We start from the raw sequence: 14,054 nt of genomic DNA on the forward strand, positions 1-14,054 counted from the left end.
CAGATTTCTCGCTGACCGGCGTTTGGTCCGTTCGGCATAGTTCGTTCTGTGCCTCCGCTTTCAACAGCGGAGAACAGGAAGATGGAAGTTGAAGAGTACTTGGGCAGCACAGCCGGCTGTACCGGCGTCTCAGAAGCGGGCCGCACGGACAACTCGTCGAGCGCTACGCCGCTCGTCTCGTCGAAGAGAGGCTCGTTCGGCATGGCGCGTGGCGTTGCCTCAACGTGGTCAGCGGGCTCCTGAGTTGGATCGCCGGCCGTCGCTACAAGCTGGTCGATCTCGATGAACAGGTCGTTGAGCGGTACCTCCGACATCGAGGCGGGAGGCAGTCTATCCAACCCGGTGACCGAGCCGCGCTCAAGCGATGGCTGTCGGTGCTGCGCGCGGAAGGCGCGATCGCGCCGTTGGTGCTACTGCCTCTCACCCCGCACAAACGGATCTTCAAGGAGTTCGATGCCTACCTACGATCAGAGCGCGGCTTGGCCCCGAGGTCCATCGTCCGCCATCTCCCGGTCATCCGCAGGTTCCTGCACGAGGTGTGCCCCGGTGGCGCCGCCGCCCTCTGCAAGATCAGCCAAGAAGACGTGATCCGCTACATTGAGCGCCACGCCCAGGATTGGAGCCCGGGAACAGGCAAGGCGATGCGCTGGTCGTTGCGCGCCTTTCTTCGTTACCTCCACCATCGGGGGCTGAATGCGCGCCCGTTGGCGGATTGCGTTCCATCGATGCGGCGATGGAAGCTCGCAACTCTGCCGACCTATCTGCCTGCTGCACAGGTGCGGAAGGCTCTCGACGGTTGCGACCGAGAGACGGTGATGGGACGGCGGGACTACGCCATTCTGTTGTTGCTGGCCAAGCTCGGCCTGCGGGCCGACGAGGTCGCGACGCTCACCCTTGATGATATCGACTGGCGCGCCAGCGAGATACTCGTTCGCGCCAAGGGCCGACAGCGTGCACGGATGCCGATACCGCCAGACGTTGGCGCGGCCATCGTTGCATATCTCCGCAATGGCCGCCCAAAGTCGTCGTGCCGACGGTTGTTCGTCCGTACGCTCGCGTCACACGTCGGCTTTGCTTCCGGATGTGCGATCACCATGATCGCCAAGGCCGCTCTCGATCGCGTTGGAATCGAAGGTTGCGCACATCGCGGCGCCCATATCTTCCGACACAGTCTCGCTACCGAGCTTCTCCGATCTGGCGCGACCTTGTCGGAGATCGGACAGTTGCTGCGGCACGAGAACCACGACACTACCCGGATTTACGCGAAGGTCGACATCGATGCGCTGAGAACATTGAGCCTGCCCTGGCCGGGAGGCGTGCAATGACCAATCTGCGCGCCGCACTCGATAAGTACCTGAGCATGCGCAAGGGGTTTGGATACAAGTACGAGCACCAGACCCGTCGGCTCGCCGACTTCGTCGCCTTCATGGAGAAGCGCAAGGCCAGGAGCATCACGACGAAGCTGGCCATGGAATGGGCAACGCTGCCGCCTGATCGTCATGCATCCTGGGCGCTGCGATTGAGCGGCGTGCGCGGGTTCGCGCGCCATGTCGCCAACTTCGACCCGAGAACGGAGGTGCCGCCCGTCGGCATGCTGCCCGGATGGAAGCGCGCCAAGCCCTATGTTTACAGCGACGCGGAGATCGATGCGTTGCTGACGGCAGCGCTGGCTCTGCCACCAGCGGACGGGCTGCGCCGATGGACCTACCATGCCTTGTTCGGGCTGATCGCGGTGACGGGCAAGCGTATATCCGAGGCGATGGGCCTGGAGCGTGATGACGTCGACCTCGACGCCGGCGTGCTGACGGTCCGGCTGACCAAGTTCGGCAAGTCGCGGCTCGTGCCATTGCATCCGACGACGAGAATCGCGTTGCGCGACTACGCCCACCGGCGCGACGCGATGCTCGGATCACGCTGCGGCTCGACCTTCTTCGTTGCCGAACAGGGAGGCCGCTTGCTGCACCAGTACGTTCATCGCGTCTTCTGGCGATTGTCCCGAGAGATCGGGCTGCGGCGCCCAGGTGATCGTACCGGGCCACGCGTGCATGACTTCCGTCATCGCTTCGCCATCCGGACGCTGCTCAACTGGTATCGCGAAGGCAAGGACGTCGAGCAACAACTCCCAGTACTATCCACTTACCTCGGCCACGCCTGCGTGCGCGACACTTACTGGTATCTCTCGGCCTGCCCCGAGTTGATGGAAGAAGCCGCGCGGCGTCTCGATCGGCGATGGGAGGTGACGCCATGAAGCCCGCCTGCAATGTCGCCACGTTGATCGAGCGCTTCTTCACCGAGCACCTCATGCGCCAGCGCAATGTTAGCGGCAACACGATCGCCTCCTACAGAGACACGTTCCGGCTGCTGTTCATGTTCGCTCAGGTGCAGCTGCGGAAGTCCCCATCGGCCCTGACGCTCGCCGATCTGGATGCAACGTTCATCGGCGCGTTCCTCACCGATCTCGAGGTAACGCGCGGCGCCAGTGCGAAGACGCGTAACCTGCGTCTGACGGCCATCCGTTCCTTCTTCAGGTTCGTGTCCTTCGAGGAACCGGCACACAGTGCGCTGATCCAGCGCGTGCTCGCCATACCGAGCAAGCGTCACGACAAGCGACAGGTGCACTTCCTGACGCGCCCCGAGATCGAGGCGGTTCTCGCCGCGCCCGATCGAACGACGTGGCTTGGCCGCCGCGATCACACCTTGCTGCTGGTCGCGGCCCAGACGGGCTTACGCGTCTCAGAGCTGACTGGCCTTGACCGGGATGCCGTCCACCTCGGGTCTGGCGCACACGTGCGATGCGTCGGTAAAGGGCGGAAGGAGCGGACCACTCCGCTGACCACACTCGCTCGGTGTGCGCTCCAGGCATGGCTCAAGGAACCGTTGCGGAAAGGAGCAACAGCGTTGTTCCCGAACGTGCACGGGGGCCGGCTCAGTGCCGACAGCGTCCAGTCCCTGCTGGGAAAGCATGTTCGTGTCGCTCACAAGAGTTGCCCGTCTTTGAAGGCCAAGAGCGTGTCGCCGCACGTGCTGAGGCACAGCGCTGCGATGGAACTGCTGCAAGCCGGCGTCGACTGTTCTGTGATCGCGCTGTGGCTCGGTCATGAATCGGTCGAGACGACGCAGACGTACCTGCCCGCCCACCTCGCCCTCAAGGAAGCTGCCCTGGCGAAGCTCAAGCCTTACGAGCGCGGCAAGCGAACCCGCTTCCAGCCGAACGACCGCCTGCTCGCCTTTCTGGAGGCGCTCTGAACGCCAGACTATGCCGAATGGAGTGGGGCTGCCGCGCACGCAATCGACGCGTGCCAGCGTGACAACGGCGCGCCATACCAAACCCGTTCGGCATAGTTCGGCGGCCGGCATAAACCTGCAAGATGAACGATGTCGATCCGCATGCCTATCTCACCGACGTCCTGACCAGGATCGTCAACGGGCATCCAAACCGCGACATCGACCAGCTACTGCCCTGGGCCTAACGCGCTCAAGCCCTCAAAGCCGTGGCCTGAGAACGACGCTCTGATGTCCGCTGTCAAGGATTAGAACGCAGAGCACCGCCCGATCGTCGATCGGCTATTCATAGAGATGGTCGTGCATAGGTGGAGGCGGAACCGAACGACGTCGGTGATCAAGCTCTGATGCGCGGGTTGGCTACCGCATTCCCGATTGTGCGTCCGAGGTCTGCTCCTATCTTACTGCGGGCGTCGGCGCTCTTGCCGGCCACAAAGCGTCTGACGGGCATTCCCTCTGCCGTGGTCCCGCCTCCGCCCATGCACGATGATAAGGGCGCTCGATCAGGCTGTCTGCACTTGCCTGGCAACCGCCCACATGAACCCGACCAGTTTTCACGGGCGATAGCGGTGCAGACCACCGTCGTTCGTTTGCCGCGCGCCGCCAGCTTCCGGTACCGGGCCGTCAAGCGGCTCTGCGCCTTCCAAGCAATCTCTCGCACTGCTGGCGACGTCTGTTCGAGCCGGTATAGTTTTGTCTTGCCGATCTTCGGCGGGTGTCGATATGTCCAGGCGCTTTCGACCAACATGTAGCGAACACGGCCGTTGCCGGCCTTGGTGATGCCGCCACGCCTGACAGCCTCTCCCGTGGATCGCTCGCTTGGCACCGGACCGAGGTAACCCATAAGTTGACGTGGGCCCTCAAAACGGCTCACGTCACCGACCTCGGTTGCGAATGTCACTGCGACGACCAGATCGACGCCGCGCAATGTTTGAAGCGCCCGCACGAGCGGCTCCAGAGACCAGGTCGAGACGAACTCTTCGATCGTGCGCTCGAGCCGGTCGACCCGGTTCCTGGCGACGCGAACTGCTTCGACCATTTCTTGTAGCGCGATCTGATGCGCGGGGTGGTCGAACTGTTGTTCCTGAAGCCAACGCAAATAGCGCATCGTCCAGGCCTTTTTGCGGGGAGAGGTGCGGCCATGCTTGAGCATGAAGGCGCTCACCTGCTGCCGGTGGATCCGCAGCGTCTCAACCGCTGCGGATCGAGCGCGAAGGAGGTCGCGCATCGCCTCGTGACCTTCATCGGGAACCCATACCGCCGTCAGCTCGCCGGCGCGTAGCAGCCGCGCGAGAGAAACGGCGTCCCGGCGGTTCGTCTTCACACGATCACCCGGCTTCCTTGGGATCAGCGACGGCGCCACCACCGTGCATTGATGGCCGAGCGACCGGATCAGGCGATAAAGACTATAGCCAGTCGGGCCGGCTTCGTAACAGAAGTGGACGCGGTCAAACCGGTGGGCGATCCGCCCTAAGACGCGGCGCATGTCGGTAGCCGAAGCATCAACCTCGCCGAAGAACCGAACCTCCCCCTCCCGGCCTGCATCCGCAATCGCGCCGGCATTTCTCAGCTTGGCCACATCGATTCCGACGAATGCTTCCCTATAATCTGCCACGGCTCGTCCTCTGTGATGAGGATCGGCTCGGTTCGCCCGAGCAACCCTCGGACGCGCAGTGTAGGGCGAGCCACCTCATCGGCAGAGGTGGACATACGGTCTTACGTTCGAACACAATCGGCGATACATCTTGATCTGGTAACTCCATCTTCGGAGAACGCAGCAACTGCTTCGCCGTCCCGGACATGCTTCCGTACAGAATAAAGATCGTGTGGTGGGACGGGTCCGGCGTGTGCCTCTATTTAAAACGTCTCGAGAAGGCGAAGTTCTGCTGGCCGCGGATCGGGCATCATCGGGTGCAGATGAATCCCGCGCAGTTGATGGCACTGGTGGATGGGATGGACTGGAAGCGGGTCCGGACCATGGCGGTCAAGCCGCCGGGGATTGTTGGGTAAAAGCACTGCGGCGAAGTGAATCAGCGGCCTGAAAGGGCAGGAGAAACTGGGCAAAATGTGCTCTGGTCGGGTCAATGACGCCGCCCGATCTCAGCCTCCCGAATGACATAGAGACGCTGAAGGCCATGGTGCTTGCCATGGCCGAGAAGGCGGCCCGCGCCAGATGCTCTGGAGAGCGAGGTCGCCGATCTCAAGGCCCGCAACGCCGATGCCGATGCGCGGATCGAGCGGCTGACGCAGATCCTGAAGGCCTTCGACCGCGCCCGGTTCGGCCGACGATCGGAAAAGCTCGGCTCTGTCGACGGCGACGATGAACAACAGGCCTTCGTCTTCGAGGAAATTGAGACCGGCATCGCTGCGATCAAGGCCCAGGTCAGCAAGGGCCGTGAGCAGGCGGACGGCACGCGTGCACCGCGCGGGCGCAAGGGCTTTGCGCCCCATCTGGAACGGATCGAAACCGTCATTGAGCCGGAAGAGCTGGCTGAGCATGCCGGCAAGCAGAAGGTGCTGATCGGCGAGGACGTGTCGGAGCGCCTGGATGTGGTGCCGGCGAAGTTCCGTGTGATCGTCACGCGCCGTCCCAAGTATGCCTTCTGGTGTGCGGCCCTCGCGGCTTGCAAGTGAGTTCAAAACTCGTGCCACTGGTTGATCGAAGCCGAAGAGAGAACTGCGTTTGTTTGCCTTCAGCGATTTGAGCTGCGAGCGAAAGTGAGTGAATGGCAAATGAGCTTGTGTAGCGGAGCGGACAACCGACAGAACGTGGCGGCATTCAGCCAACCCGGGCGACATCGCACCCGCAATCTGCCATTTCTGCGCGCATGCCATGGATGACCGGCCATGGGGCGGGCCCTCGGCGCAGGCGGTTGCCTACGGCCGCGGCACGGAGGAGATCGCCGGACAATTGATGGGCTTTTCCGGCGTTCTGCAAGTGGATGTGTGTGGACGCCCAGTAAATGCAAGCAAAATATAACTTTGGAACAGGCATGTGGTCGGGTGCTGACGTGTGTCCGGCCTCGTGATGCGACCTCGACACGTCGCGGGCCCTTATGGAATACGTGGATTGGATCCAATTCGGCTACGCGTGCTCGCTGGCACTCATCCACCTTTTGATTCTTCCAATCCCGGTCCCTGACCGATTGCCCATAACCTCCGTTCGACTTTACCACATTCCCGACGTCTCCCGGCGTCTGGCTTTGCGTTACGCCGCGCCAGACGCTGGAGCTTGGTAGGCGCCACCGCGAACCATCAAGGCCCAGGCGATGCGCGCCATTTTGTTCGCCAGAGCGACCGCAATCAGCTTTGGCGGCTTCTTCAAGAGCATTCTCGCCAGCCAGGATCGTGCTGGCGATCCGTAGCGTCTTGCCCATCGCACGACGGCGGTCGCACCAAGCACAAGGAGGCGCCGGAGATCTCGCCGGCCCATCCTGGAGATTTTGCCCAGCCTATCCTTGCCTCCAGAGGAACTCTTGTTTGGGCGTGAGACCAGTCCAGGCCGCAAAATCCCGCCCCTTGGAAAAGGTCTCCGCCGACGGCGACAAGGCCTCTATCGCTGTGGCGCAGATTGCGCCGATCCCCGGAATGGTCATTAAGCGAGCGGCCACCTCGTCCTGTCTAGCCCGTACCCGCAGTCCCTTCTCCAGCTCGGCTATCTGCTCCGACAGAGATTCCACGTGCTTCAAGAGATTCTGGCAAAGGCCGCGGGCAAGGTCGGGCAGGTCCGAATATGTTGCCAGGAGCTCATGCAATCGGGGGATATGTCTGACGCCCTGGGCCACGATCAAACCGTATTCCGCAAGATGTCCGCGCAAAGCATTAATCGCCTGTGTGCGCTGTCGAACCAAGAGATCGCGAACCTTGAACGCCATAGAAGAGGCTTGCTTCTCGGCGCTCTTGACGCCGACAAAGCGCATCGTTGGTCGAGACGCGGCTTCGGCGATCGCCTCCGCATCCGCTGCATCGTTCTTTTGACGCTTAACGAAGGGCTTCACGTAGGAGGGATGGATCAGCCGGACATCGTGACCAATTTTACCGATCTCCCGTCCCCAATAATGGGCGCTGGCGCAGGCCTCCATCGCGACCACACACCTCGGTAACTTGACGAAGAACTCGAGCAATCTGCTGCGGTTGAGCTTCTTGCGCAGAACGGTCCTCCCATCCTGCCCCGCGCCGTGGAGCTGGAACACGTTCTTCGCCAAATCCAAACCAATGATGCTAACCTCGTCCACGGATGCCCTCCTTGCTGGGTTGAAACACCCACACTTTGGCACAATCGATGCCGTCGGGGGGCGTCCACTCCATCGGCTATGCCGCCTATAACAAGTTGGCGCGACCCGATCGCGGCAATGATAGCATCACATTGGCTGGCTGCTGGTCACACAGCCGGCGCAAGTTCTACGAGCTGCATGTTGCAGGGAGCTCAAGAGTGGCAACGACGACGGTCGAGCGGATGGCAAAGCTCTGGCAGGTCGAGAAGGGCGTGCGTGGTCAAAGCCCCGACGCACGCGTTGCCGCGCGCCAGCAAGCCTCCGCAGCGGTCGTCGCAGATCTCTTCGATCTCTGGCAGCAGACCTTGCCGCGGATCTCCGGGTAAATCAAAACTGGCCGAGGCGATCCGCTATGCCGTCTCGCCGTGCCATCTTCGAACGCTTCCTGACCGATGGTCGCATCGAGCTCGACTCCAACATCGTCGAACGCGCCATCAGGCCACAAACAATTACGAGAAAGAATAGCCTCTTCGCGGGCAGCGAAGGCGGCGGACGAACCTGGGCGACCATCGCAACGCTGCTGCAGACGGCGAAGATGAACAACGTCGATCCGCTCGCCTGGCTTGCTCTCACGCTTCAGCGTATCGCCAACGGCTGGCCGAGCAGCGAAATCGACGCGCTTATGCCATGGAACCACGCCATCTGACGGCCTCAGCTTGCCGCTTACCATAAAGTAGGCCGCCTCTGTCGGTCATGAGCTCATCAGGCGAGACGACATATCAATAGATTTGCTCGAATGCTCGAAAACACGCCTCCTCTGAGTTTCTGCCGCACAGTCAACTACCAGCGCTAGTAATTGATGTAGAGGACGGAGACGTTCATAGGTGTGCGGCGGAACGCACCCCCGTCGAGAGTTCAACGAGCTGCGGAGGTCGAACGTTGCGGCAAATGTTCCGTCCAATAACCAACTCAACTCGGTCCGCGAGGAATATTCCAATTTGGAGGGAGATACGGCATGCAGCGCCATGGCGAAATGATGCTCGGACTGTTTCTCGATCAGGCGGGATTCCACGAAGGCGCATGGCGCGATCCAAGCGCTCCAGCGAATGGCGGTATCGACATCGACCACTTTGCTCATCTGGTGGCGCTTGCTGAAGGTGCGGCATTTCACTTTGTATTTCTTCCCGATCGCCTTTGCGTATTAGAACGAGACCACGCACACATAGCTCGTGTAAGCCGAAACGATGGGTTCGAGCCGATCACGTTGTTGTCGGCGCTTTCATCGAGAACACAAAACATCGGTCTCGTTGCGACAGCGACAACGACGTATCACCATCCTTATCATCTCGCACGCTTGTTCGCCTCGCTTGACCATCTATCGCGGGGACGTGCGGCCTGGAACATTGTCACCTCAGCAGTTAAGTCCGAAGCCCTAAATTTCGGCGAAAGAGAACTTCCAGATCATGACGCGCGCTATGCTCGAGCGAGAGAATTTGTAACAGTTGTTAAAGGTCTTTGGGACACGTGGGAGGACGACGCGTTTATTCGTGACAAGCAAAGTGGTATTTTCGCAAACACCGCGAAGCTGCATTTCCTTAACCACGGCGGCGATTTCTTATCAGTCAGGGGCCCATTGAATATTGCAAGACCGCCGCAAGGGTATCCTGTGTTGGTTCAGGCAGGCGCATCCGAGGCCGGAACCGAATTTGCTGCAGAATTCGGGGAGGTCGTGTTCTACTTCATGCCTTGCATAGAGCACGGTAAACGGTATTACGCAACTCTCAAAGAGAAGGCACGCACACTTGGACGGAAGGACGAGCAACTGTTAGTCATGCCGGGCATTCTTCCGATCGTGGGAAAGACTAAGCAAGAAGCGTCTGAAAAGCTTCGAAGACTACAATCGCATATACACAACGACGTGCGAATTGGATTGGCCGAGCGTATGCTTGGGTTTGTGGCCGACTTGCGCTCAATCGATCTTGACGCATTAGTCCCCGAGACTTTACCGCAGACGAATTTCACCCGGAGTAGTCAGGAGCTGCTCCTCATGCTAGCGGTACGCCAGAAATTTACCTGGAGGCAACTGATCAGCTGGATATCCGACAGCAAGGGCGCACTTATGGTTGTTGGAACGCCAGACGAAATTGCAGATGCGATGGTGGATGCGTTTGATCAACGTGCAGCTGACGGGTTCAACGTAATGCCGGCGACCGTTCCCGGCGGACTAAAAGAGTTTGTTGAGCTCGTCGTTCCCGAATTGCGCCGACGAGGCAAATTCAGGTCCGGATATCTCGGACAAACACTAAGAGAGAATCTCGGTCTCAAGCGGCCATTTAACCAATACACGGAGGACAGCGTAAGCAAATGTCCATAGAGAAGTGCTCAGCGTTCAGCGGTATTCGGCTTTTGGCTTGGCTTCTTGGCGCAGCTTGGCCCGGTCGAGGTCGCTCGGATGAAGATCCGCGGCCACAGGCTCCCAGACATGGTGAGCGAGATCGGTTCAACTCGGCGATCCTGCTGCTGTGCGTGTCCAGAAGTCTGGATGCGCTGTTGCCGGTGTACTAGCTGCGCGGCATTTCGACCGCCGACTTCGAAGCGGCCTTGCTGGGCAAGACGCGCCAAACCCGTCGCCCACGATAATTCTCGGCAGACGGCCGAGTGGCAAGGCGAGTACGAGCGCTGGCAGAGGCGCGATTTGTCGGCGCTTCAAGCACGTCTCCCGCACGAGCGCTCAGGTCTGAGTCGTTAGCGCTGGTGGCTCTGCGACAAGCCGGAGCGGTCGTTGCCTCAGAGCCTTTCGTGTGACTCACGAGGGCGATGCGTTACCTTCCCGACTGACGCCAAACTGCCGTGTGCAGCGATCCGGGAGGCGCTCTGCGAGGAAGCACGGGGGCTGCCTACGGCATCCTAGTCTCGCGTGGCCAAAGCCGCGGCGACGATGGCAGCCGGCTACGCCCATGCCAAACAGTTTTAACGGCATCAACGACGCTTGCGCATCCTGCACGATACCATGATGCACCGCCTAACGTCGATGTTCGCTACTTACTATGATTGCCTTCGGCCGGCCGATCCATCTCGTTTCGTACAAGTTCACCCGTTCGAACCGCCCGCCGTTAGGTGTGACCAAGTTGATGTTCTGGCTCGAGTCCTCGATGTCGTGAGCTGGCATTATGACGCGTACATCCTGCTCGAGACATGCTTGATCTTGGAGAGCCGATGTTCGATCCGGGTTTCCTGGCATCGTATATCGAACATATGCGTCACGTATCTGCCGTCGGGCCGTCCGTATAGCGCGGCGGGAAAGTGAACCTGATCCCATTGCCGGTGAGCACCCTGTGGATCTTGTAGGGGACAGCCGCGATCAGAGCTTCGCGAAAGGCCGGGGCTGAGGTCCTTCCCGTCTTCTTGACCGGTTGCACGAAGGCGAACTTGCTGGTGCGATCGATTGCGTAGAGGCAGAGCTTGCCTTCGGTAGTCTGGAGCTCAGCGATGTCGATGTGGAAATAGCCGCTCGGATAAACCTTGAACTTCTTCTTCGAAGGCTTGCCACCTTCGACTTCCGGCAATCGGCTGATGCCGCGGCGCGGAGGCAGCGGTGCAGGGATGACCGCGCCAGATGTGGGATGGTTGACTGCTAGGCATAGAGGCAATCGTCGAGAGGCTGCGGCACGTACCGCCGGAAAGCGATGATGATCGCCTCCTCCTCAATGGAAAACTGTCGACCTGGCTACCTTGGGGCCTGTCGACGGTCGGCGTGGTCTCGCGCTGCTTCCACTTCGCGACAGCCTTCTGGTTGATCCCGTAGCGCTTCGCGAGTGCTCTCAGGCTCTCTTGACTATTTCGTATTGCTAGACGGACTTCCTCCGTCGCGGTGGCGCAGCCGTCTAGAACTTGGTCCATAGCGTATCCTTCGACTCGTTCGACAAGAATGCATCATCAAACCTGCGGGGCGTTCTGGCAGTGATACCCTTGTCGAGGAGAACGCGCTCGATGGTGTTGCCGATCAACGCCTCCATCTCGGGGATGACGATTGTAAGCGCGTGACCGTCCAAGGGGTTGCCGAGCAGCGCCTTTACATGGATCACAAACTGACCGCCGCAGGTCGACGATAACGTCGTTGCAATGAAGACCTTGACGCCAAACTCGCAGGGCCGGTGTGCGTTGCCCTTGCCGATGCATTCCACCACCGGCGCGTGCAGCCGATAGACCTTGGTCAACACTAGCAGTCTGCTGAAAAACCTTGAAATGGAGAGCTTTCTTGTTGTTGCGGCCGTTGTTGGGGCGGCGCGGTGGAGTTGGTTATAGTTTTCCAGGCTGGTGTTGGGTGTACCCTGACGCGGGGTGGCTACGCGGCAAGCAGTTTGGGAATGCGGATCGGGTTATAGGCGATCAGATTGAGCAGGAAATCGGCGGCGACGCGGCCGATGCCACGATGTTTGGTCTTGCGCATGGTGCCGTGCTGCTTGCCCCATCCGAAGATGCACTCGACCATCGCCCGGCGTGATTGCGACATGCCATATCCCGGATGCCGCGTGGTTCGTTCGTCGATGGCGCTGTTGCGGGTCTTGCCGGTTTTGGTGACGGCCTGGTTCTGCGTCACATGCGGCGTCACGCCGATGGCGCGAAGATTGGCGACATGATCGACGGTATCGTACGCCTTGTCCTCACCGGCGGTGATACGGCGGCCTGCGGCTTTGCGTCTCGCCCTCAGCATGGTCTCCGAAGCCCGGCGTTCGGCGGTGCCATCGGCATGTGTGACCCTGCCGGCCACCGCCAGCCCATGCCGATTCTCCATGGTGACGTGGCCCATATAGCAAAGCTTGGCCTCCCGTCCGGCCGCCTTGCGATAAAGCCTGCTGTCCGGATCGCTGGTGCTCGCATGGGTGTCGTTCTTGCGCTTCTGGCCGTGGAAGTTGGCGCCGTCCTCATCGTCGCCGCTGCCGTCCTTGGGGCGAAAGCTCTTCTGTGAAGCCCAGGCTTCGATCAGCGTTCCATCCACCGAGAAGTGCTCGTCCGACAGCAGCGGTTTGACCTGCGGATGGTTCAGAAGCCTGGTCATGAACTTCGTGAACACATCGCCGTTCTGCAGCCGCTCCCGGTTCTTGGTGAAGGTGGTCGGGTCCCACACCGGATCGTCCGGCGACAGTCCCACGAACCAGCGGTACAAAAGATTGTAGTCCAGTTGCTCCATCAACTGGCGTTCCGAGCGGATGCCGTAGAACACCTGCAGCAGCAAGGCGCTCAACAATTGCTCTGGAGGGATCGAAGGGCGTCCCTCGCTGGCGTAGAGCCTCCCAAGGCTGCGGTTCAAATCACTCAAAACGTCCCGGACAAGTTCCCGAACCTGCCGCAGCGGATGGTTCGCCGGCACACGCTTATCCGGCGCAATGTACGAAAACAGGCCGCCCTGATCCGTAAACCTGCCGCGCATCATCATCTCCACCGAATCGAGATGATAAAGTGAATCATCAAGCCCCCTCCGTGGCGAGGAGTTCTTCAGCAGACTGCTAGAGCAGTTTCCGACCGGAAAGAATTGGGTGGGGAGTCCCAAAACGGCGCGAGTCAGATTCAAGCTGCATGCTGGCGAGGGAGGCCAGCATGTATGGCCAGGCCGCTTTCGGTTGATCTTCGCCAAAGGGTGGTAGCCGCGATTGACGGTGGCTTGTCCTGTCGACAGGCCGCGGAGCGTTTTGGTGTCAGCGCGGCGAGCGCGATCCGCTGGCGCAGTCGCCTCAAGGAAGTTGGCGACATCGTTCCTAAACGCCAGGGCGGTGACCGCAAATCGCAGCGCATCGAAGCACATGCACAGTTGATCTTGGACGCGGTGACAGCGAAGCCGGATATCACGCTCGCCGAGTTGCAAGAACTATTGAAGCGTCGTGGCATATCGGCCGGCATCGCGTCGCTCTGGCGTTTCTTCCAGCGCAGAAAGATCACACTCAAAAAAAGACAGCGCACGCCGCCGAGCAACGGCGCCGCGATATAAATGCTGCGCGTGAGGAGTGGTTCGAAGGGCAAATCGATCTTGACCCAGAGCGCCTCGTCTTCATCGACGAAACCAGCGCCAACACCAAAATGGCGCGGCTTTACGGGCGCTCGCCACGCGGCGAGCGATGTCGCGCGGCCGTCCCACATGGACATTGGAAGACGACGACATTCACCGCTGGATTGCGCGCAAACGGTCTAATCGCGCCGCTTGTTCTGGACGGTCCAATGGATGGCGACGCTTTCCTGGCCTACGTCGAGCAATTGCTCGCCCCATCGCTGCGGCCGGGCGATACCGTTATCATGGACAACTTGCCCGCTCACAAGGTCCATGGCGTTCGAGAGGCCATCCAGGCGGTCGGAGCTAGCCTGCTCTATCTTCCGCCCTACAGTCCAGACTTCAACCCGATTGAAATGGCCTTCTCCAAACTGAAAGCGCTGTTGCGGGCCGCCGCAGCGCGCACCATGCTCGATCTCTGGCAAGCAATCGCCAACGCTCTCAAACGCTTCTCACCCGAGGAATGTCAAAATTATCTCGTCGCGGCTGGTTACGACGCAACGTGATCGGAAAAC

8 protein-coding genes and 8 pseudogenes are annotated in these 14,054 nt (G+C 60.4%); 11 read left to right on the forward strand and 5 right to left on the reverse strand.

What is annotated here, in order from left to right:
• Positions 1 to 224: 224 nt before the first annotated feature.
• The 4 genes and pseudogenes from ACVW1C_RS29285 to ACVW1C_RS29300 form a co-directional block, all read left to right on the forward strand.
• Positions 225 to 1,325 (forward strand): tyrosine-type recombinase/integrase, encoded by a 1,101-nt coding sequence (locus ACVW1C_RS29285; RefSeq protein ID WP_456761254.1) that lies wholly within the window; start codon positions 225 to 227, stop codon positions 1,323 to 1,325.
• A complete protein-coding gene (locus tag ACVW1C_RS29290) occupies positions 1,322 to 2,248 on the forward strand; it encodes a tyrosine-type recombinase/integrase (RefSeq protein WP_456761255.1) in 927 nt (308 codons plus the stop codon). Before ACVW1C_RS29285 ends, ACVW1C_RS29290 begins: the two co-directional genes overlap by 4 nt.
• Positions 2,245 to 3,246 (forward strand): tyrosine-type recombinase/integrase, encoded by a 1,002-nt coding sequence (locus ACVW1C_RS29295; protein ID WP_456761256.1) that lies wholly within the window; start codon positions 2,245 to 2,247, stop codon positions 3,244 to 3,246. The genes ACVW1C_RS29290 and ACVW1C_RS29295 overlap by 4 nt, the downstream gene beginning before the upstream one ends.
• Positions 3,247 to 3,359: 113 nt before the next feature.
• Positions 3,360 to 3,470 (forward strand): annotated as a pseudogene (locus tag ACVW1C_RS29300) (transposase domain-containing protein); the annotation flags it as partial.
• Positions 3,471 to 3,785: 315 nt separating this feature from the next.
• Here ACVW1C_RS29300 and ACVW1C_RS29305 read toward each other — a convergent pair.
• Positions 3,786 to 4,897: pseudogene (locus ACVW1C_RS29305) on the reverse strand (IS110 family RNA-guided transposase).
• 185 nt (positions 4,898 to 5,082) lie between these two features.
• On the opposite strand from ACVW1C_RS29305, the gene tnpB reads away from it, so the two are divergent.
• Complete coding sequence (tnpB, locus tag ACVW1C_RS29310) at positions 5,083 to 5,292, forward strand: IS66 family insertion sequence element accessory protein TnpB (protein WP_456761287.1); 210 nt, start codon at positions 5,083 to 5,085, stop codon at positions 5,290 to 5,292.
• Positions 5,293 to 5,366: 74 nt separating this feature from the next.
• A pseudogene (locus ACVW1C_RS29315) lies at positions 5,367 to 5,886 on the forward strand (IS66 family transposase); the annotation flags it as partial.
• 604 nt (positions 5,887 to 6,490) lie between these two features.
• On the opposite strand, the pseudogene ACVW1C_RS29320 reads toward ACVW1C_RS29315, so the two are convergent.
• Positions 6,491 to 7,517 (reverse strand): annotated as a pseudogene (locus ACVW1C_RS29320) (IS110 family RNA-guided transposase).
• A gap of 74 nt (positions 7,518 to 7,591) precedes the next feature.
• Between ACVW1C_RS29320 and tnpC the strand changes: the two are divergent.
• The 3 genes and pseudogenes from tnpC to ACVW1C_RS29335 form a co-directional block, all read left to right on the forward strand.
• Positions 7,592 to 8,202: pseudogene (tnpC, locus tag ACVW1C_RS29325) on the forward strand (IS66 family transposase); the annotation flags it as partial.
• Between the two features lie 309 nt (positions 8,203 to 8,511).
• Entirely contained in the window at positions 8,512 to 9,870 is a 1,359-nt protein-coding gene (locus ACVW1C_RS29330) for an LLM class flavin-dependent oxidoreductase (RefSeq protein WP_456761288.1), read from the forward strand.
• A 54-nt stretch (positions 9,871 to 9,924) separates the two neighbouring features.
• Positions 9,925 to 10,200: pseudogene (locus ACVW1C_RS29335) on the forward strand (IS256 family transposase); the annotation flags it as partial.
• A gap of 491 nt (positions 10,201 to 10,691) precedes the next feature.
• Here ACVW1C_RS29335 and ACVW1C_RS29340 read toward each other — a convergent pair.
• From ACVW1C_RS29340 to ACVW1C_RS29350, 3 genes and pseudogenes are all read right to left on the reverse strand, one after another.
• Positions 10,692 to 11,396, reverse strand: a pseudogene (locus ACVW1C_RS29340) (IS481 family transposase); the annotation flags it as partial.
• 65 nt (positions 11,397 to 11,461) lie between these two features.
• Positions 11,462 to 11,707 (reverse strand): annotated as a pseudogene (locus ACVW1C_RS29345) (IS5/IS1182 family transposase); the annotation flags it as partial.
• A 134-nt stretch (positions 11,708 to 11,841) separates the two neighbouring features.
• Positions 11,842 to 12,927 (reverse strand): IS5 family transposase, encoded by a 1,086-nt coding sequence (locus ACVW1C_RS29350; RefSeq protein WP_456761289.1) that lies wholly within the window; start codon positions 12,925 to 12,927, stop codon positions 11,842 to 11,844.
• Between the two features lie 171 nt (positions 12,928 to 13,098).
• Between ACVW1C_RS29350 and ACVW1C_RS29355 the strand changes: the two genes are divergently transcribed.
• Positions 13,099 to 13,482 (forward strand): IS630 transposase-related protein, encoded by a 384-nt coding sequence (locus tag ACVW1C_RS29355; protein ID WP_456761290.1) that lies wholly within the window; start codon positions 13,099 to 13,101, stop codon positions 13,480 to 13,482.
• Complete coding sequence (locus ACVW1C_RS29360; RefSeq protein WP_456763208.1) at positions 13,383 to 14,045, forward strand: IS630 family transposase; 663 nt, start codon at positions 13,383 to 13,385, stop codon at positions 14,043 to 14,045. The genes ACVW1C_RS29355 and ACVW1C_RS29360 overlap by 100 nt, the downstream gene beginning before the upstream one ends.
• Positions 14,046 to 14,054 lie beyond the last annotated feature (9 nt).

It is taken from the genome of Bradyrhizobium sp. USDA 4011 (assembly GCF_054063415.1).

Coding starts and splice junctions, on each gene's coding strand:
- tnpB (WP_456761287.1), top strand. CDS start 5,083: ATGCTTCCGTACAGAATAAAGATCGTGTGGTGGGACGGGTCCGGCGTG.
- ACVW1C_RS29290 (WP_456761255.1), top strand. CDS start 1,322: ATGACCAATCTGCGCGCCGCACTCGATAAGTACCTGAGCATGCGCAAG.
- ACVW1C_RS29350 (WP_456761289.1), bottom strand. CDS start 12,927: ATGCGCGGCAGGTTTACGGATCAGGGCGGCCTGTTTTCGTACATTGCG.
- ACVW1C_RS29330 (WP_456761288.1), top strand. CDS start 8,512: ATGCAGCGCCATGGCGAAATGATGCTCGGACTGTTTCTCGATCAGGCG.
- ACVW1C_RS29295 (WP_456761256.1), top strand. CDS start 2,245: ATGAAGCCCGCCTGCAATGTCGCCACGTTGATCGAGCGCTTCTTCACC.
- ACVW1C_RS29355 (WP_456761290.1), top strand. CDS start 13,099: ATGGCCAGGCCGCTTTCGGTTGATCTTCGCCAAAGGGTGGTAGCCGCG.